We start from the raw sequence: 17,734 nt of genomic DNA, 5'->3' as shown, positions 1-17,734 counted from the left end.
CCCTACGAAAGTCGCCGGGCGGGTGCGGCAGGATCTCCGCATGCGTGTCCTGCTGCTCGTCCTCGCTCTGCTGGTCTCGGTGGCGGCTCCGGCGTCGGCGGGGGAGCGCCTGCCGAAGTGGGACGTCAAGCCCACCGGGGTCACCGCCCAGTTCCGCGGCCTGTCCGCCGTCAGCGCCCGCGTCGCGTGGGTCAGCGGCACGCAGGGCACCGTCCTGCGCACCACCGACGGCGGGACGAGCTGGAAGTCCGTCGGCCCGCCCGGCGCGGAGGCGCTCGAGCTCCGGGACATCGAGGCCTTCGACGCCGACCACGCCGTGACCCTCTCGATCGGCCCCGGCACCGACTCGCGCGTCTACCGGACCGACGACGGCGGCGCGCACTGGCGCCGGACGTTCCAGAACACCGACGCGGCGGCGTTCTACGACTGCCTCGCCTTCTTCGACCCGTGGCGCGGGCTCGCGATGAGCGATCCCGTCGACGGGAAGTTCCGCGTCCAGGCCACCTTCGACGGCGGCCGCAGCTGGCGCCCGGTCCCCGACAGCGGCTTCCCGCCCGCGCTGCCCGGCGAGGCCGGGTTCGCGGCCAGCGGCCAGTGCATCACCACCTCGGGACCGTTCGACGCCTGGCTCGCGACCGGCGGCGGCGCGACCGCCCGCGTCCTGCACTCCGGCGACGGCGGCCGCCACTGGACCGCGTCCGACACGCCGTTGCCGAGCAGCCCGTCGGCCGGCGTGTTCGCCGTCGCCTTCCGGAGCCCGGGACAGGGGATCGCGATCGGCGGCGACTACGCGAACCCGACCGCACCCGGCCCGGCCGTCGCGCTGACCCGGGACCGCGGCCGCACCTGGACCACCCCGGGGCAGTACCCCGCCGGGTACCGCTCCGGGCTGGCCTGGCGCGGCGGGAGCGTCATCGCCGTCGGCACCGGCGGCAGCGACTACAGCCCGGACGGCGGCCGGCACTGGACGGCGTTCGACTCCGGCAGCTTCGACTCGGTGGACTGCGCCGGGACGAGCTGCTGGGCCGGCGGCGCCAAGGGCCGGGTCGCCCGCCTGAGCCGCTAGAGCACCTGGCCGGTCGGGCGGACCATGATCTCGTTGACGTCCACGTGGGGCGGCTGCTGCAGTGCGTAGAGCACGGCGCGGGCGATGTCGCCGGCGTCCAGCTTCGGCTTCTTGCGCTGGTCGTCGTCGAGGATGTCGGTGTCGGTGATGCCGGGGTTGACCAGCGTGACGCGCACCCCGGTGCCGACGGCCTCCTCGCGGATGGCGCCCGCCATCCCGGTGACGGCCCACTTCGTCACCGAGTACAGGCTGGCGTTGCGGATGTAGCGGCCGGCGACCGAGCCGGTGATCAGCAGGTGCCCGGAGGACTCCTTGAGCGCGGGCAGGGCCGCGCGGGCGGTGTAGGCGGCGCCGAGGACGTTGGTGCGGACCATCTCCTCCCACTGGGTGGGGTCGGGGTCGTCGGTGCCGAAGAACGAGGTCCCGACGCCGATCCCGGCGTTGGCGAAGGCCGCGTCGAGCCGCCCGAACCGCTCGACGGCCCGGGTGACGGCGCCGTCGATGCTCGGCCAGTCGCCGACGTCGGCGCCGAGCGCGATCGCCCGGTCTTCGCCGAGTTCGGCGGCGAGGCCGGTGACGGAGTCGGCCTTGCGGGCCACGAGGGCGACCTTGAACCCGGAGGCGGCGGCCAGCCGCGCGGTGGCGGCGCCGAGGCCGCGCGAGGCACCGGTGATGAGGAGAACGCGATCATCCATGACGCCCAGGCTAAGGAGATTTCACGGCGTCAGCACGAGCCGGCCGCGCAGCCCGCCCGCGGCCAGCCGTTCGTGGGCCTCGGCGGCCCGCGACAGCGGCAGCACGCCGGCGACGCGCGGGCGGAGGGCGCCGGCCAGCTCGGCCAGCCGTTCGCCGTCCGCCCGGATCCAGACGTCGCGGACGCGGATCCCGCGCAGGGGAATCGGCGCGGCCCCGGCGGCGAAGGCGACGAACTCCCCACCGCCGCGGACGGCATCGAGCGCGTCCAGGCCGAGCAGCGCGGTGTCGAGGACGGCGTCGACCCCGCCGGGGACGAGGGCTCGCACGCGCTCGGCGAGGTCCGGGCCGCGCGGGACGAACCGATCGGCACCGAAGTCCCGGACGGCGGCTTCGTCGGCGTCGGCCGCGACGGCGATGACGTGCAGTTTCCGGGCGTGCGCGAGGGCGACGGCGTACCCGCCGACCGCGCCCGCCGCGCCGGTGACCAGCAGGGTTCCGGTGGTTCCGACGAGATCGAGCGCCTGGGCGGCGGTGAGGGCGTTGAGCGGCAGGGTCGCGGCTTCGAGGGGGGAGAGGCCAGGGGGCGCGGGCGCGACGGCCGAGGCATCCAGCACGACCTGCTCGGCGTAGGCACCGAGCGGGGTGGCGAGCCGGTCGCGAAGGCCGATCACGGGGTCGCCGACGCGGAATCGGCCGGGCTGCCCGCCGGCCGGGGCAGCAGGCCCTCCGCCGGCCCGGAGCGGAACCGGTTCGCCCAAGCTGTCGTCGTGCCCGAGCCGCGCCCGCTCGCTCGGCCTGCCGAGGCTGGCGTTCTGCCGGGGTGAACCCGGTTCGCGCGCGTCGCTCTCCTCGGCTTCACCCACGGCCTCGATCACGCCGGCGACATCCCAACCCAGGCCGAGCACCTCCCGCGGCGGGATCACCCCCGCCCCAGTCAAAATCCCGGCCCGCGTCGCAAGGTCGACCGGGTTGACCGCGGCCGCCGCCACCCGGATCCGTACCTGCCCCCGGCCCGGCTCCGGCACCGGGACCTCGATCGACTCCAGGACTTCCGGGCCGCCGAACCGGCGGACCACGATCGCGCGCATCTTCGTCTCCTTCGCGGGGGAACTTCCTCCGCGAACGTATGGGGAGCTACTCTCCATCGGGAAGTACGCACCCGCAGGTTCCCCACGTACCAGGAGGTTCGCCCGGTGCCCACGCGCACGGCGGAACAGCGGCGGCAGGCCGAAAAAGCCGCCTACGACGCCTATCTCGCGGCCTGCCCGACCCGGAAGCTCCTCGACGAGATCGCCGGCAAGTGGGTCAGCCTGATCCTCGTCGCGCTCGGTGACGGCCCGCAGCGCTACAGCGACCTTTCGCGGCGCATCGCCGGCGTCAGCCAGAAGATGCTCACCCAGACCCTGCGGGTGCTCGAACGGGACGGCCTGGTGCGCCGCGACGTGACCCCGTCGGTGCCCGTCCGCGTCGACTATTCCCTTACCCCGCTGGGAGAAAGCCTCCGCGCGCTGATGGCCGGGTTCAAGGACTGGGCCGAGACGCACTTCGACGCCGTGGCCGCCGCCAGGACCGATTACGACGCGCGCACCCCGGACCTCACGATCGGGCCGGGCGGCGCGGGCTAGGCTCTACCGGGTGTCCACCGCACGCGCCGAACGGCTGGTCAATCTCGTGCTGGCCCTCCTGTCCACCCGGCAGTACCTCACTGCCGAGAAGATCCGCGGCATCGTGCCCGGATACGGCGACGCGGCCAGCGACGACGCCTACTTCCGGATGTTCGAGCGGGACAAGACCGAGCTGCGCGAGCTCGGCATCCCCCTGGAGACCGGCCGCAACTCCGCCTTCGACGCCATCGAGGGCTACCGCATCGCCCGCCGCGACTACGAACTCGGCGAGATCGACCTCGCCCCCGACGAAGCCGCCGCCGTCGCGCTCGCGTCCCGGCTGTGGGACTCCCCGGAGCTGACCGGGCAGGCGCAGGGCGCGCTGGTGAAGCTGCGCGCCGCCGGGCTGGAGGTCGACGACCAGGCGCCCACCGTCGTCGAGCCGCGCGTGCGTGCCGAACCCGCGTTCGGGCCGCTGCTGGCCGCGGTGCAGAACGGCCAGGCCGTGGGCTTCGAGTACCGCCGCAGCGGCTCGCCGGAACGCATCATGCGCACCCTCGAGCCGTGGGGCGTGGTGTCGTGGAAGGCCCGCTGGTACGTCGTCGGGCACGACCGCGACCGCGGCGCCACCCGCTGCTTCCGCCTCTCCCGCGTCACCGGCCAGGTGCGCCCGGTGGGCAAGCCCGGCGCGGTCCGGCGGCCCGACGGCGTCAACCTGCTGCAGCTGGTGTCGGCCACCAGCGGGAGCGCCGAGCCCGCGCCGGTCACCACCGCGCGGCTGTGGGTCGCCGACGGCCGCGCCGCCGGGGTCCGGCGCCGGGGCACCGTCCTGGGCCGCTGCACGATCGACGGCGAAGAGGGCGACCTCGTCGAGATCGGGCTCTACTTCCCGGAGTCGGCGGCCGACTGGATCACCGCGCAGGGCCCCGACGTCGTCGTGCTCGAACCCGACGTGCTGGCCAAGACCGTCCAGGATCGGCTCGAAGCCGTCGTGGCCCGGCAGGGGAGCGGCCGGTGAGCGGGTCGACCGACCGGATGCCGCGGCTGCTGGCGCTGGTGCCCTACCTGCTGGCGCGCCCGGGCATCCGCGTCGACGAGGCGGCGCACGACTTCGACGTCACGCCGAAGCAGCTGCGCAAGGACCTCGAGCTGCTCTGGATGTGCGGGCTGCCCGGCTACGGCCCCGGCGACCTGATCGACCTCTCCTTCGAGGGTGACACGATCGTCGTGACCCACGACGCCGGGATGAACCGCCCGCTGCGGCTCACCGGCGGCGAGGCCACGGCCCTGCTGGTCGCGCTGCGCGCGCTGGGCGAGACGCCGGGCGTGGTCGACGGCGACGCCGTCCGCCGCTCCATCGCCAAGATCGAGTCCGCGGCCGGGCAGGCCCAGCCGGCCGGCGTGGTCGTCGGCGGGGGACTGCGCGAGGGCAAGAAGACCGCGCAGAACCGCGAAGAGGTCGCCGGGGCGCTGCGGGACGGGCGGGCGATGCGGATCCGCTACTACACCGCGTCCAAGGACCAGATCACCGAGCGCACGGTCGACCCGATGCGGCTGCTGATCGTGCAGTCGGTCGGCTACCTGGAGGCCTGGTGCCGCCGCGCCGAGGGCGTCCGGCTGTTCCGGCTCGACCGGATCGACGACCTGACGGTGCTCGACGAGCCTTCGCGCCCGCCGGCGCACGCCCACCCCACCGATATTTCCGAGGGGGTCTTCCGGGAGCGTCCCGACCAGCGGGAGGCCGTGCTGGTCCTCGACCCGGATGCACGCTGGGTAGCCGAGTACTACCCGTGCGAGGAGCTCGACGAGCTCGACGGCGGCCGGCTGCGGATCCGGATGCGCTACGCCGACCAGTCCTGGATGGTGCGCCTGGTGCTGGGCCTGGGCGGGGAAGCGCTGGTGGAGAGCCCGGCCGACCTCGCGTCCGACGTCGGACGCCGCGCCGCCGACGCGGTGGCCCGAGCCCGTCACCTTCCGTCAACCTGCGACCACTAGGGTGATCGACGTGCCGTACCTGCCCACCGTCGTGCTCGTCGCGATCGGCCTGCTGCTGCTCGTGCTCCTGCTGGTGCGGACCGTCAAGGTCTTGCGTGGTTTCAAGCAGACCGCAAGCATGGTGGCTACGAACACCCAGGACCGGGCGGGTCTCCTCCGCGCCCGGTCGGCAGCGTTGCGCGTCGCGTTCGCCCAGCGCCGCCGGAACCCGGAAAACCAGTAACATCCCTACCAGACGCAGATAGGAGGCCATCTTGTTCGCCAACGGATTGCAAGGATGGCATTTGATCATCTTGGTGCTGCTCGTCGTGCTGCTGTTCGGGGCCAAGCGGCTTCCCGATGCGGCGCGGTCGATCGGCAAGTCCATGAAGATCTTCAAGGCCGAGACCAAGGACCTCGCGGGCGACAAGAGCGCCTCGCACGAGGACGCCGAGCCGGTCGAGACGAAGCAGATCCCGGCCACGCCCGCCCCGGCGACCCCGCCTGCCGCGACCGACCAGCAGGTCGCCGACCTGCAGCGCCAGCTCGACGAGCTGAAGAAGCAGCAGGCCGACCAGCCGCAGAAGAACGCCAGCTGACGGCTGGGCCACACCCGGTCCCTGGTCCACGGAGCGCGCCGGTCCCGGCGCGCTCCGGCGGACTCCGACGAGAACGGAACATCCCGTGGCGGAACCCGCCTCCGGAAACGGCACCAGCCGCCGGTCGAAGCGGCGCAAGCGCAGCCGCCGCAAGAACCCCGACGGCACGATGACGCTCATCGAGCACATCTACGAGTTCCGCCGCCGCCTGGGCTTCGCGCTGCTCGCCGTGGTCATCGGCGGGATCGTCGGCTTCTTCTGGTTCAGCACCAAGGTGGGCCCGATCCCGTCGCTCGGCGAGATCGTCAAGGACCCCTACTGCGCCATCCCGCCGGATCGCCGCCTCAACGGCTACCAGGGCTGCCAGCTGCTGCAGACCGTGCCGTTCGAAGCGTTCATGATCCAGCTCAAGGTCGGCCTGGCCGCCGGCGCCGTGCTGTTCTCGCCCCTCTGGCTCTACCAGGTGTGGGCGTTCATCGCGCCCGGCCTGTACTCGAAGGAGCGCAAGTACGCGCTGACCTTCGTCGGCTTCGCGTCGGTGCTGTTCGCCGCCGGCGCGGTGCTCGCCTACATCCTCTTCCCGCACGCGCTGCAGCTGCTCATGGGCTTCGGGCAGGAAGAGTTCATCACCGCGCTGACCGCGGACAAGTACATCTCCTTCATGCTGTCGCTGCTGATCATCTTCGGGATCAGCTTCGAGCTCCCGCTGCTCGTGGTGATGCTCAACCGCGTCGGCGTGGTCAAGTACCGGCAGCTGAAGAGGTGGCGCCGCGGCATCGTGTTCGCGCTGTTCGTCTTCGCCGCCTTCGTCACCCCCGGCTCGGACCCGTTCTCGATGCTGGGCCTGGCGGGCGCGCTGACGGTCCTGTTCGAGCTGTCGATCCAGCTCGCGCGCCTGCACGACCGCAAGAAGGACCGCGAGCGCGCCGACGAGGGCTGGGACCAGCTCGACGACGACGAAGCCGCGCCGTTCAGCTACACCCCGAGCACGATCGACGACGAGCCGTCCGCCCCGACCGCGTCCGGCGGCCGCTCGGCGACCGACGACATCACGTAGTGGGGATCCACGCCGCGCTCGCCGTGCACCCGGCTTCGGGGCACGGCGCGGCTGCCCGCATCGCCGACACCGTCGCCGACCGGCTGCGCGCCGCCGTCGACCGCCTCGACGTGCTGGTCGCCAACTCCGTCGAAGAGTCCCGCGAACTGATGCGGACCTCCCACGACGCCGGCCTGGACGTCCTGATCGTCCTCGGCGGCGACGGCGCGGCCCACCAGGGCGTCCAGTTCTGCGCGAACCACGACGTCGCGCTCGGCCTGGTCCCGGCGGGCACCGGCAACGACTTCGCCCGCGCCCTCGGCGTCCCCGGCGAGCCCCTGCCCGCGGTCGACGCGCTGGTGGCGGCCCTGCGCTCGGGCGCCCGGCGGCGCATCGACCTCGGCCGGGCCGGCGACACCTGGTTCGCGACCGTGCTGTGCGCGGGCTTCGACGCGAGTGTCAACGAACGCGCCAACCGGATGCGCTGGCCGTCCGGGCCGCGCCGCTACGACCTCGCGATCCTCGCCGAGCTCGCGGCGTTCCGCTCCCGCCCGGTGGTGGTCGACACGGGCACCGAACGCCTCGAGCTCGACGCGACCCTGGTGGCCGTCGGCAACACCCGCTTCTACGGCGGCGGCGTCCCGATCTGCCCGACGGCGGACCCGGAGGACGGCGTCTTCGACGTCACGGTCGTCGGCGACGTCAGCCGCCGCGGCCTCGTCCGCATGCTCCCGGGCCTGCGCACGGGCAAGCACCTCACGCACCCGGCGGTCCGCACGCTGCGTGCCCGCGAGGTGTCCCTGACCGGCAACAGCTGGCCGGCCTACGCCGACGGCGAGCCGCAGGGGACCGTGCCGGTGACCGTCAGCTGCGTCCCGGGCGCGCTGACCGTCCTCGCCTAACGCTCGTAGCCGCCCGCGCGCGCCACGAGCTGCCGGAAGTGCGCCGGCGTCAGCAACTGCCCGGCGTCGGTGAAGTACACCCCGCCGCAGCGGTGGCAGAACCAGCCCTGCTCCCACACCTGCCGCGCCGCCGGCACCCCGCGCCGCTGGCGCCGGTGCGCCCGGACCCGGCGGACGTACAGCCAAATCACCACACCCGCGGCGACGTACACGCACAACGCGGGCAACGAGATCACCGCGAACCCCAGCACCTCCGCCGCCGGCCCACCCGGCGGCGGATCGTCCACCGCCGAGAGCGGCAACGCCAGGAAACAGCTCCCGATCAACGCCAGCAGAATCACCGCCGCCACCAGCCCGCCGTTGCGACGCGGGGGAGGGAAGGGGTCCAGCGACCGCGCCACCGCCGACACCGAAACCCCGCTGACCTGACTGCTCGTGTAGACCAGCCCGTCCCCGACGGGCACCGCCACCGTCGGCCCCTGCCCGCGGAAGAACGCATGCCCGCCCTGGTAGACGGCAGGCACGTGCTGCACCTGATCCAGCAGCCCGCAGCTCGGACACGGTTCGGTCATGCAGCCTCCGACGCCGCCGCACCCACCCCGGTTCCACCCCGCCACCCAAGTGTATAACGACCTATACATCACGGCGAACTCCGGCGTCGGTCACGCCGCGTGCGAACTGTCGGGGGGATGTGAAACCCTGACGAGGTGGCCAGTAGCCCTTCTCAGTCCCCGGCCGAGGCCTATGCGGCCTCCTCGCGTCGAGGGAAGTACCCCCAGCTGACGCGCTTCGCCGCGGAAGTGTCCTTCGAGTTCGACGAGTTCCAGATCCGGGGGTGCGAAGCCCTCGAGGGCGGTCACGGCGTGCTCGTCTGCGCGCCGACCGGGGCGGGCAAGACGATCGTCGGCGAGTTCGCCGTGCACCTGGCGCTGGCCGAAGGCCGCAAGTGCTTCTACACCACGCCGATCAAGGCGCTGTCGAACCAGAAGTACGGCGACCTCGTCGCCCGGTACGGCCAGGACGCCGTCGGCCTGCTCACCGGCGACACGTCGATCAACGGCAACGCGCAGGTGGTCGTGATGACCACCGAGGTGCTGCGCAACATGCTCTACGCCGGGTCCTCGACGATCACCGACCTCGGCTACGTGGTCATGGACGAGGTCCACTACCTGGCCGACCGGTTCCGCGGGGCGGTGTGGGAAGAGGTGATCCTGCACCTGCCGGAGCACGTCCGCGTGGTCGGGCTGTCGGCCACGGTCAGCAACGCCGAGGAGTTCGGCGAGTGGCTGGTCGAGGTCCGCGGGGACACGACCGTCGTCGTCGACGAGCACCGGCCGGTGCCGCTCTGGCAGCACATGCTGGTCGGGAACCGGCTGCTCGACCTGTTCGCCGGTGATGACGTCCACGCGCCCGGGGCCGAGCTGCGGATCAACCCGACCCTGCTGCGCCGCGCCGAGGAGATCGGCCGCCAGTACGCGCCCGCCGGGTTCCGGGGGCCGCGCGGGTCCCGGCGGGGTGCGCCGCGGATGCCGCGGTTCCGGCCGCCGTCGCGCGTCGACGTCGTGGAGCAGCTGGACCGGGCCGGGCTGCTGCCGGCGATCGTGTTCATCTTCTCGCGCGCCGGGTGCGATGCCGCCGTCGCGCAGTGCGTCCGGTCGGGGCTGCGGCTCAACGGGCCGGGTGAGGTCGAGGAGATCCGCCGGATCATCGAGGAGCGGACGTCGGAGCTGCCCGAGGGTGACCTGGGTGTGCTCGGCTACTGGGAGTGGCGCGAGGCGCTGGAGCGCGGGATCGCCGGGCACCACGCCGGGCTGTTGCCGGCGTTCAAGGAGACCGTCGAGGAGCTGTTCGTCCGCGGTCTGGTGAAGGCGGTGTTCGCCACCGAGACACTCGCGCTCGGGATCAACATGCCGGCCCGCACGGTCGTGCTGGAGCGGCTGGTCAAGTACAACGGCGAGGCGCACGTCGACCTGACGCCGGGGGAGTACACCCAGCTGACCGGCCGGGCCGGGCGGCGCGGCATCGACGTCGAGGGGCACGCCGTCGTGGCGTGGCAGCCGGGGGTCGACCCGAAGCAGGTCGCCGGGCTGGCTTCGACGCGGACCTACCCGCTGCGGTCCTCGTTCCGGCCCGGCTACAACATGGCCGTGAACCTGGTCGCCCAGGTCGGCGCGGCAGAAGCCCGTGAGCTGCTGGAACAGTCGTTCGCGCAGTTCCAGGCCGACCGGTCGGTGGTGGGCACGGCCCGCCGGATCGAGCGGAACAAGGAGGCCCTGAAGGGCTACACGGCCGCGGTGACCGGGGACTTCGCCGAGATGCTCGAGTACGTGGAGCTGCGTTCGAAGATTTCGGCGCGGGAGAAGGCGTTGTCACGGCAGAACACCGCCGTGCGCCGGGCCGGGACGGCCGAGTCGCTGGAGAAGCTCCGGAAGGGTGACGTGATCGCGGTGCCGGCGGGCCGGCGGGCGGGGCTGGCCGTGGTGGTCGACCCGGGACTGGACCCGATCCGCGAGCCGCGTCCGGTCGTGGTGACCGAGGACCGGTGGTCGGGGCCGTTGTCGGTGGCCGACTTCCCGGCGCCGGTCGAGGCGCTGGGCCGGATCAAGCTGCCCAAGCACATCGAGCTGCGGTCGCCGAAGACGCGCCGCGACATCGCTTCGACGCTGCGCAACGCCGGGATTTCGTTGCCCGGCAGGCAGAAGCAGCGGTCCGGGGCGAACGAGGACGGTGAGCTGGCGGCGCTGCGGCGGGCGTTGCGGGCGCACCCGTGCCACGGGCTGGCCGAGCGCGAGGCGAACCTGCGCTGGGTCGAGCGCTACGAACGGCTGGCGGCGGAAACCCAGCAGCTGGAGCGGAAGGTCGCGGCGACGACCCACTCGCTGGCGCGGGCGTTCGACCGGATCCTGGCGCTGCTCGGCGAGCGCGGTTATCTGGGGCCGGAGTCGGCGGGCGACGGCGAAGACCGTGTGACCGAGCACGGCCGGCGGCTGACCCGGCTCTACAGCGAGTCCGATCTGCTGGCCGCGGAGTGCATCCGCCACGGCGTGTGGAGCAAGCTGGGCCCGGCTGAGCTGGCGGCGGTCGTTTCGACGCTGGTCTTCGAGGCGCGCCGGGACACCGCGGGTGAGCCCCGGCTGCCCGGCGGGGCGGTGCCCGAGGCGTGGCAGGAGACGGTGAAGCTGTGGGTGGACCTCACCGAGGACGAGCGGCGGCACCGGCTCGACCGCACCCGGGAGCCGGACGCGGGGTTCGCGTGGCCGGTCTACCGCTGGGCGCGCGGCGAGTCGCTGGAGAAGGTGCTGACGGCGGCCGAGGCGAACGGGCAGGAGCTGTCGGCGGGTGACTTCGTGCGCTGGTCGCGTCAGGTGATCGACCTGCTCGACCAGATCCGCGACGTGCTCGGCAAGGCCGATCCGGTGGGGGCGACGGCGGCCGAGGCGGTGAAGGCGCTGCGGCGGGGTGTCGTGGCCGCAGGCGCGGCGTGAACTTCGTGTAAGGGCTGATGGACGGCCGGGCAGGAGCTGCGCGTGGACACGTGTGCTCGGCTCCGACCTGTGGTTGGATCGCCTGCAAGACCGGGTGTACGCGGCATTGCGGCGGTTTCGGGGTGGACAGCGAGATGAGCGAAGCAGGCGGAGGCAGAAGATGAGCACGCCGTATGGCGGCAACGACCCACAGCAGCCCCAGTACGGGCAGCAGCCGGGCGGCGCGTACCCCCCGAGCGGCCCGCAGGAGCAGCCGCAGTGGGGCCAGCAGCCGCCTTCGTACGACCCGAACCAGCAGCAGTACGGGCAGCCCCAGCAACCTCAGTGGGGCCAGCAGCCCGGGGGGTACACGCCGCCGCAGCAGCCGCAGTGGGGTCAGCAACCGCCGCCCTACGGTCAGCAGCCCGGTGGCGGCTACCCGCAGAGCGGCCCGCAGGCCCAGCCGCAGTACGGCCAGCAGCCCGGCGGGGCGTACCCGCAGAGCGGGCCCCAGCAGCAGCCGCAGTACGGCCAGCAGCAGCCTCAGGGCCAGTACGACTACGGCCAGCAGCAGTTCCCCGGGCAGGGTGCGCCCGAGGGGGAGCAGCCGGCGAAGTCGAAGAAGGGCCTGCTGATCGGCATCGTGGTGCTGGTCGTGGTGGTGGCCGTGGTCGGCATCCTCGGGTTCGTGGCGCCCGGGTTCTTCAAGACCCAGGTGTTCAACAACACCCAGATGCAGACCGACGTGCAGAAGCTGCTCACCGAGACGTACAAGATCGAAGGCGTCACCGGTGTCACCTGCCCGGCCGAGCAGAAGGTCGAGGACGGCGCGAAGTTCGAGTGCACCGCGACCATCGCGGGCAAGCCGCAGCAGATCCCCATCACCGTGAAGGGTGACGGCGGGAACTACGAGGTTTCCCCGCCCGCCACGAAGTAGCTGTGCCCACGAGGTCCGGTCGCCGCGGAATTGCGGTGGCCGGACTTCGTCGTTTCCGGAGATGATCCGGGGATGAGCGACTTCGAGATCCGGACGCTGCGTGACGACGAGGTCCGCGCGGCGGGTGACCTCTTCCGGGCGAGCCTGCACGTGCCGCCGTGCGCCGACGACGATTGGGAGCGCGTGTCCCGCGCGTACCAGCCCGGCCGGACGCTCGGTGCGTTCGACACCGGGCTCATCGGCACCGCGCGGTCCTTCGACGCCGAGCTGACGGTCCCCGGCGGGGCGAGCCTGCCGATGGCCGGGGTCACCGGGGTGGCCGTGCGCGCGGACCGGACCCGGCGGGGCGTGCTGCGGGCGCTGATGGCCGCGCAGCTGGCGGACTTCGCCGCGCGGGGGATGATGTTCGCGAGCCTGCTCGCGTCGGAGGCCCGGATCTACGGCCGGTTCGGCTACGGGCTGGCCCTGCGGCACCGGACCTACAGCGTCGACCGGCACCGCGCGCGGCTGCGTCCGGACGTGCCGGCGTCGGGGGAGGTCCGGCTGCTCGAGCTGGACGAGGCCCTGGAGGTCTGTCCCGGCGTCTACGAGCGCCTCCCGGGCCGGCCCGGGCGGATGTCGCGCCCGGAGGTGCTGTGGCGGCTGTACGAGGCGCAGTCGCGGCGCAATCGCCAGCCGATGCGGGCCGCCGTGCACTACGGCCCCGACGGGCCGGACGGCTTGGCGTTCTACTTCGTCGAGGGGCTGCAGGTGCACCCGTGGACGAAGAACCTGCAGCTGATGGACTTGTTCGCCGGTACGCCGGCCGCGTTCGCCGGGCTGTGGCGGTTCCTGCTGGGCATCGACCTGGTCGACCGGGTCGTCGCGGAGGCCCGTCCGCTCGACGAGCCGATCGAGCTGATCCTCGAAGACCACCGGACGGCCACCGTCGACCGGGTCGGCGACGAGCACTGGATCCGGCTCGTCGACGTCCCGAAGGCGCTGTCCGCTCGCGAGTACGGGAACGCCGCGCCGGTCGTCATCGAGGTCGAGGACCCGCTGCTGCCGGCCAACGGCGGCACGTACCGGATCGGCCCCGGCGGCGCGGAACGCACCGGGGAGCCCGCGGCGCTCCGGCTCGACGTCACCACCCTCGCGATGGTCTGTTTCGGTACGTGGCGACCGTCCGCGCTGGCCGGTGCGGGCCGGATCGAGGTCCGTGACCCGAGCGTCCTGGCGGACGCCGATCTGCTCTTCGGGACGCGGGTGGCGTCGTGGAGCGGCACGCACTTCTGAGCGGCCGCCGGAAATCGGGATGCCGTGGGCGCGGGCGGACGGCAGGATCGGCGGCATGACCGACTTCGACGTCCGCGCCGTCACCGAGGACGAGCGCCGCGCCACGCTGGACCTGCTGGGGCGTTCCCTGCACACCAACCGGATCAGTGACGATTCCTGGGCGCAGTACGGGGATTCGTGGCCGGCGGCGCACAAGTTCGGCGCGTTCGACGGCGCGACCCCGATCGGGATCGCCAGCTCGTTCGACACCGAGATCGCGGTACCGGGCGGGGCGGTCCTGCCGCTCGGGGCGGTCGACGGCGTCGGGGTCCGCGCCGACCGCACCCGCCGCGGGGTGCTGACCGCGATGATGGCGGAGCAGCTGGACGACTTCGCCGCGCGCGGAATCCCCTTGGCGGCGCTGCACGCGAGCGAGCCGACGATCTACGGCCGGTTCGGCTACGGTTCGGCCGCGCTCGGCAAGACCGTGTGGCTGCCCCGGCCCGCGGCCCGGCTGCACGAACGCGTCCCGGCGGCGGGCGACGTCCGGATGCTCACGCCCGAGGAAGCCCTGACGGAGATTCCGGCGCTGTACCAGCGGATCGGGCTGCACCGGGCCGGGATGATCGGCCGGCCCGCCGAGTGGTGGCCGATCGCGCACGACCGGCTCGTCGGCCCGCAGGGCAGCCACGTCGTGGCCGTCCACAGTGGACCGGATGGCGACGACGGGTTCGTCGTGTACGACACGGTGGACCGCCGCACCCTGGCGTCGCCCGACGAAGGGGCCGTGCTGAAGGTCCGGGAGCTGCTGGCCGCGGACGCGGCCGCGCGCGCCGCGCTGTGGCGGTTCCTGCTGTCGATCGACCTCGTCTCCGGGGTGCGGGCGCGTTACCGCCCGGTCGACGAGCCGCTCGCCCTGCTGCTGGCCGACCACCGGCACGCCCACACCACCGACGTCGAGGACGACCTGTGGCTGCGGCCGGTCGACGTGGCCGCGGCGCTGGCCGCCCGCACCTACCGGGCGGCCGCGCCGGTGGTCCTCGCGGTGGCCGACCGGATGCTCCCGGCCAACACGGGGAACTACGAGGTCTCGCCCGACGGCGCCCACCGCACGGACGCGGCGGCCGACCTGGCCCTCGACGTAGACACCCTCGGCATGCTCTACCTCGGCCAGTGGAGCGCGACGGCGCTGGCGGAGGCCGGCCGGATCACGGCGCACGACCCGGCAGCGCTCGCCCGGGCGGACGAGCTGTTCACCACCATCGCCGCGCCGTGGTGCGGAACGTACTTCTAGGCGGTGTCCTGTGAGCCTGCTCGATGGGCTTCGTGATCCACGTGGTTCCTGGCGGTGCGGGCGGAGCGCCCTCGTACCGGGTTGTACTCGGGTGGTCCGCCCGTGCCGTCAGGGGCCGCTTGGGCGCGAAGACCGCGAGCTTGACTTGCAGGACGCCGCCTAGGCGCCGGGCAGGGCTTTGAGCAGCCGTTCGGTGGAGTTGCCGAGGTTCCACCGCTCGGTCAGCTCGGCCACGCGGTCCGGGTCGGCCGGGGTTGCCGGCACCGTGTCGGGGCGGGACTGCTCCACCGGCGCGTCGACGGCGACCCGGACCACCGTCGGCGCCACGGCCAGGTAGTCGGCGGCGTCGGCCAGTCGCAGGCGCGTCTTGAGCGGGACGCGGGGGTCGCTCGCGGCCGACGCCTCCAGGAGCGCGTCGAGGCTGCCGAACTGCGTGATCAGCTTGGCGGCGGTCTTCTCGCCGATGCCGGCGACGCCGGGGAGCCCGTCGGAGGGGTCGCCGCGCATCATGGACATGTCCGCGTACGCCGGTCCGGCCGTCTCGAGGGGGAGGCTGTAGCGCTCGGCGATCTCGGCCGGGCCGAGCACCTCGGCCTTGGCCCAGCCCTTGCCGACGTAGATCACCGATGCGGGGGAGGGCTCGGTGCGCACCAGCTGGAACAGGTCGCGGTCGCCGGTGATCACCTCGACCGGGATCTTCGTCTCGCGGGTGGCCAGCGCGCCGATGACGTCGTCGGCCTCGTAGCCTGCCGCCTCCGCGGTGGCGAACCCGAACGCCTCGAGGAGGTCGAGGATGATCGGGACCTGCGGGGTGAGCGTGTCGGGCACTTCTTCGACGTCGGGGCTGGTGCCGTTCTCCTCGGCCACCCGGTGCGCCTTGTAGCTGGGCAGCAGGTCGGTGCGGAACTTCGGCCGCCAGTCCGCGTCGAGGCAGCACACCAGCCGGGCCGGGTGCCGGTCGGTGAGGATCCGCGCGATCGTGTCGGCGAACCCCCGCACGGCGTTGACCTGCGTCCCGTCGGCCGCGCGCATCGAGTCGGGCAGGGCGTAGAACGAACGGAAGTACAGGCTGGCGGAGTCGAGCAGGGCAAGGGATCCGGTCACCCGCACAGCCTGCCACGCCGGGCGGGGGCTCGGGGCAAGCCACGCGCACGCGGCCGCCGCAGCGGTGCCCGGGAGGCCGTGAAGGGCACATCAAGAGAACTGAAGTGCCTTCACGGGCCGGGGGAGGGGAGCCGCGTCACCCGGCACGGCATGTCGTGGGCCCGGGCGGGCGGATCACCCGGGCCGCCCCACTAGGCTCGGCTTCATGTCGCGCCGTTCCCTCCACACGCCCGCCCCCGACGCCGCCGCCCTCCGGGCCCGCCTGGACCGCGCCCGCTCGGCCGCGGCCGCCGCGGACACCGATGCCCTGCTGATCGCGCCGGGTTCCGACCTGCGCTACCTCATCGGCCAGGCCGGCGGCTCGTTCGAGCGCCTCACGACCCTCGTCGTGCCCGCTGACGGCACCCCCGCGCTGGTCGTGCCGAAGCTGGAGGCGCCCGGGTACGCCGACGTCCCGACCGACGCCCTCGGCGTCGAGCTGGTCACCTGGGTGGACGGCGACGACCCGTACGCGCTCGTCGCGGACCGGCTCGGGAAGCCCGGCCGCGTCGCGGTCAGTGACTTCACCCCGGCCCTGCACGTCCTGGCCCTGCGGGCCGCGCTCGGGACGGCCGAGCAGACGCTGGCCGGCCCGGTGGTCCGGGAGCTGCGGATGCGCAAGGACGCCGCGGAGGTCGCGTCGCTGCGGGACGCCGGTGCGGCCATCGACCGCGTGCACGCCCGGGTCCACGAGTGGCTGCGGCCCGGCCGCACCGAGGCGGAGGTCGGCGCCGACATCGCCGCCGCCATCGTCGAGGAGGGCCACGTCCAGGCCGACTTCGTGATCGTCGGGTCCGGCCCGAACGGCGCGAGCCCGCACCACGACGTCTCCGATCGCGTCATCGAGAAGGGCGACGTCGTGGTCGTCGACATCGGCGGCCCGCTGCCGGCCGGCTACAACTCCGACTCCACCCGCACCTACGCCGTCGGCACCCCGCGCGACGCCGACGTGGCCGAGACGTACGCGGTGCTGCAGCGCGCCCAGGCCGCCGCGGTGGCCGCGGTCAAGCCGGGCGTCACCGCCGAAGCGGTCGACGCCGCCGCGCGCGACGTCATCGCCGAGGCCGGGTTCGGCGAGTACTTCATCCACCGCACCGGCCACGGCATCGGCCTGGACGTGCACGAGGAGCCCTACATCATCGCGGGTAACGCGCTGCCGCTGGAGCCGGGCATGGCCTTCAGCGTCGAGCCGGGCATCTACCAGCCTGGCCGGTGGGGCGCCCGGATCGAGGACATCGTCATCGTCACCGCGGACGGCGTCGAGTCCGTCAACAACCAGCCGCACGAGCTCGTCGTGCTGGACGCATGACGGTCGGCGGCCTGGAGCCGCTGGACCAGTCGATCGTCCAGGAGCTCGCGGCCGACGGGCGGCGCAGCTTCACCGACCTCGCCGAGCGGGTCGGGCTGTCGGTGTCGGCGGTGCACCAGCGGGTGCGCCGCCTGGAGCAGCGCGGGGTCATCCTCGGGTACACCGCGCGGCTCGACGGCGAGCAGATCGGCCTGCCGCTGACGGCGCTGATCTCGCTGACGCCGAACGACCCGGGGGCGCCGGACGACTACCCGCAGCGGATCCAGCACATCAAGGAGATCGAGTCGTGCTACTCCGTGGCCGGCGACGAGTCCTACATCCTGCTGGTGCGCGTCCAGTCGCCGCTGGCCCTGGAGGACCTGCTGCGCCGGATCCGCGAGGCCGCGAAGGTGTCGACGAGGACCACGGTGGTGCTCTCTACGCCGTTCGAGGGACGTTCGCCGACGTTCTGACACC

Annotated in this window: 18 protein-coding genes and 1 pseudogene; 15 read left to right on the top strand and 4 right to left on the bottom strand. The window is 73.2% G+C overall.

Annotated elements, in window-relative coordinates; all coding sequences use genetic code 11:
* Positions 1–40: 40 nt before the first annotated feature.
* Complete coding sequence (locus QSK39_RS15460; protein ID WP_285478433.1) at positions 41–1,066, top strand: WD40/YVTN/BNR-like repeat-containing protein; 1,026 nt, start codon at positions 41–43, stop codon at positions 1,064–1,066.
* Here QSK39_RS15460 and QSK39_RS15455 read toward each other — a convergent pair.
* Together QSK39_RS15455 and QSK39_RS15450 are read right to left on the bottom strand one after the other, a co-directional pair.
* Entirely contained in the window at positions 1,063–1,761 is a 699-nt protein-coding gene (locus QSK39_RS15455) for an SDR family oxidoreductase (protein ID WP_285478432.1), read from the bottom strand. The two genes, QSK39_RS15460 and QSK39_RS15455, sit on opposite strands and share 4 nt — an antisense overlap.
* 21 nt (positions 1,762–1,782) lie before the next feature.
* Positions 1,783–2,850 carry an NADP-dependent oxidoreductase gene (locus QSK39_RS15450; RefSeq protein ID WP_285478431.1) on the bottom strand — a complete coding sequence of 356 codons (1,068 nt, stop codon included), beginning with the start codon at positions 2,848–2,850 and terminating at the stop codon, positions 1,783–1,785.
* 105 nt (positions 2,851–2,955) lie between these two features.
* Here QSK39_RS15450 and QSK39_RS15445 point away from each other — a divergent pair, with 105 nt between their 5' ends.
* The 8 genes and pseudogenes from QSK39_RS15445 to QSK39_RS15415 all read left to right on the top strand — a co-directional run bounded on the left by QSK39_RS15445 (position 2,956) and on the right by QSK39_RS15415 (position 7,877).
* Entirely contained in the window at positions 2,956–3,387 is a 432-nt protein-coding gene (locus QSK39_RS15445) for a winged helix-turn-helix transcriptional regulator (protein ID WP_285478430.1), read from the top strand.
* Positions 3,388–3,397: 10 nt separating this feature from the next.
* Positions 3,398–4,384: a helix-turn-helix transcriptional regulator gene (locus QSK39_RS15440; RefSeq protein WP_285478429.1), complete on the top strand. Its 987-nt coding sequence runs from the start codon at positions 3,398–3,400 to the stop codon at positions 4,382–4,384.
* 17 nt (positions 4,385–4,401) lie between these two features.
* Positions 4,402–4,677, top strand: a pseudogene (locus QSK39_RS53270) (protein pafC); the annotation flags it as partial.
* 177 nt (positions 4,678–4,854) lie between these two features.
* Positions 4,855–5,361, top strand: a complete 507-nt coding sequence (locus QSK39_RS53265) for a helix-turn-helix transcriptional regulator (protein WP_502873295.1) — start codon at positions 4,855–4,857, stop codon at positions 5,359–5,361.
* 10 nt (positions 5,362–5,371) lie between these two features.
* Positions 5,372–5,584 carry a bacteriophage holin gene (locus QSK39_RS15430; protein ID WP_285478427.1) on the top strand — a complete coding sequence of 71 codons (213 nt, stop codon included), beginning with the start codon at positions 5,372–5,374 and terminating at the stop codon, positions 5,582–5,584.
* Between the two features lie 61 nt (positions 5,585–5,645).
* A complete protein-coding gene (gene tatA / locus QSK39_RS15425) occupies positions 5,646–5,939 on the top strand; it encodes a Sec-independent protein translocase subunit TatA (RefSeq protein WP_434056777.1) in 294 nt (97 codons plus the stop codon).
* A gap of 85 nt (positions 5,940–6,024) precedes the next feature.
* A complete protein-coding gene (tatC, locus tag QSK39_RS15420; protein WP_285478426.1) occupies positions 6,025–6,996 on the top strand; it encodes a twin-arginine translocase subunit TatC in 972 nt (323 codons plus the stop codon).
* Positions 6,996–7,877 carry a diacylglycerol/lipid kinase family protein gene (locus tag QSK39_RS15415; protein WP_285478425.1) on the top strand — a complete coding sequence of 294 codons (882 nt, stop codon included), beginning with the start codon at positions 6,996–6,998 and terminating at the stop codon, positions 7,875–7,877. Before tatC ends, QSK39_RS15415 begins: the two co-directional genes overlap by 1 nt.
* Here QSK39_RS15415 and QSK39_RS15410 read toward each other — a convergent pair.
* A complete protein-coding gene (locus QSK39_RS15410) occupies positions 7,874–8,449 on the bottom strand; it encodes a hypothetical protein (protein WP_285478424.1) in 576 nt (191 codons plus the stop codon). The two genes, QSK39_RS15415 and QSK39_RS15410, sit on opposite strands and share 4 nt — an antisense overlap.
* A gap of 135 nt (positions 8,450–8,584) precedes the next feature.
* On the opposite strand from QSK39_RS15410, the gene QSK39_RS15405 reads away from it, so the two are divergent.
* The 4 genes from QSK39_RS15405 to QSK39_RS15390 all read left to right on the top strand — a co-directional run bounded on the left by QSK39_RS15405 (position 8,585) and on the right by QSK39_RS15390 (position 14,826).
* On the top strand, positions 8,585–11,362 hold the full coding sequence (locus QSK39_RS15405; protein ID WP_285478423.1) for a DEAD/DEAH box helicase: 2,778 nt from the start codon (positions 8,585–8,587) through the stop codon (positions 11,360–11,362).
* Between the two features lie 160 nt (positions 11,363–11,522).
* The gene (locus tag QSK39_RS15400) at positions 11,523–12,278 is read left to right on the top strand and encodes a DUF4333 domain-containing protein (protein ID WP_285478422.1); all 756 of its coding nucleotides are present in this window, start codon (positions 11,523–11,525) and stop codon (positions 12,276–12,278) included.
* Between the two features lie 72 nt (positions 12,279–12,350).
* A complete protein-coding gene (locus QSK39_RS15395) occupies positions 12,351–13,553 on the top strand; it encodes a GNAT family N-acetyltransferase (protein WP_285478421.1) in 1,203 nt (400 codons plus the stop codon).
* A gap of 55 nt (positions 13,554–13,608) precedes the next feature.
* Positions 13,609–14,826 (top strand): GNAT family N-acetyltransferase, encoded by a 1,218-nt coding sequence (locus QSK39_RS15390; protein WP_285478420.1) that lies wholly within the window; start codon positions 13,609–13,611, stop codon positions 14,824–14,826.
* A 159-nt stretch (positions 14,827–14,985) separates the two neighbouring features.
* Here the strand turns inward: QSK39_RS15390 and QSK39_RS15385 are convergent, their stop codons facing one another.
* The gene (locus QSK39_RS15385; protein ID WP_285478419.1) at positions 14,986–15,930 is read right to left on the bottom strand and encodes a 5'-3' exonuclease; all 945 of its coding nucleotides are present in this window, start codon (positions 15,928–15,930) and stop codon (positions 14,986–14,988) included.
* 205 nt (positions 15,931–16,135) lie between these two features.
* Between QSK39_RS15385 and QSK39_RS15380 the strand changes: the two genes are divergently transcribed.
* On the top strand, positions 16,136–17,278 hold the full coding sequence (locus tag QSK39_RS15380; RefSeq protein ID WP_285478418.1) for a M24 family metallopeptidase: 1,143 nt from the start codon (positions 16,136–16,138) through the stop codon (positions 17,276–17,278).
* The gene (locus tag QSK39_RS15375; RefSeq protein WP_247023285.1) at positions 17,275–17,730 is read left to right on the top strand and encodes an Lrp/AsnC family transcriptional regulator; all 456 of its coding nucleotides are present in this window, start codon (positions 17,275–17,277) and stop codon (positions 17,728–17,730) included. Before QSK39_RS15380 ends, QSK39_RS15375 begins: the two co-directional genes overlap by 4 nt.
* The last annotated feature ends 4 nt before the right edge of the window (positions 17,731–17,734 follow it).

The sequence above is a fragment of the Amycolatopsis sp. NBRC 101858 genome, from assembly GCF_030269325.1.
GTDB lineage: Bacteria > Actinomycetota > Actinomycetes > Mycobacteriales > Pseudonocardiaceae > Amycolatopsis > Amycolatopsis ponsaeliensis.
This window is presented reverse-complemented; position numbering and strand designations above follow the sequence as displayed.

Bases quoted from the DNA above. Each gene is read 5' to 3' on its own strand.
- QSK39_RS15460 (WP_285478433.1), top strand. From the start codon at position 41: ATGCGTGTCCTGCTGCTCGTCCTCGCTCTGCTGGTCTCGGTGGCGGCT.
- QSK39_RS15455 (WP_285478432.1), bottom strand. From the start codon at position 1,761: ATGGATGATCGCGTTCTCCTCATCACCGGTGCCTCGCGCGGCCTCGGC.
- QSK39_RS15450 (WP_285478431.1), bottom strand. From the start codon at position 2,850: ATGCGCGCGATCGTGGTCCGCCGGTTCGGCGGCCCGGAAGTCCTGGAG.
- QSK39_RS53265 (WP_502873295.1), top strand. From the start codon at position 4,855: ATGCGGATCCGCTACTACACCGCGTCCAAGGACCAGATCACCGAGCGC.
- QSK39_RS15410 (WP_285478424.1), bottom strand. From the start codon at position 8,449: ATGACCGAACCGTGTCCGAGCTGCGGGCTGCTGGATCAGGTGCAGCAC.
- QSK39_RS15400 (WP_285478422.1), top strand. From the start codon at position 11,523: ATGAGCACGCCGTATGGCGGCAACGACCCACAGCAGCCCCAGTACGGG.
- QSK39_RS15395 (WP_285478421.1), top strand. From the start codon at position 12,351: ATGAGCGACTTCGAGATCCGGACGCTGCGTGACGACGAGGTCCGCGCG.
- QSK39_RS15390 (WP_285478420.1), top strand. From the start codon at position 13,609: ATGACCGACTTCGACGTCCGCGCCGTCACCGAGGACGAGCGCCGCGCC.
- QSK39_RS15380 (WP_285478418.1), top strand. From the start codon at position 16,136: ATGTCGCGCCGTTCCCTCCACACGCCCGCCCCCGACGCCGCCGCCCTC.
- QSK39_RS15375 (WP_247023285.1), top strand. From the start codon at position 17,275: ATGACGGTCGGCGGCCTGGAGCCGCTGGACCAGTCGATCGTCCAGGAG.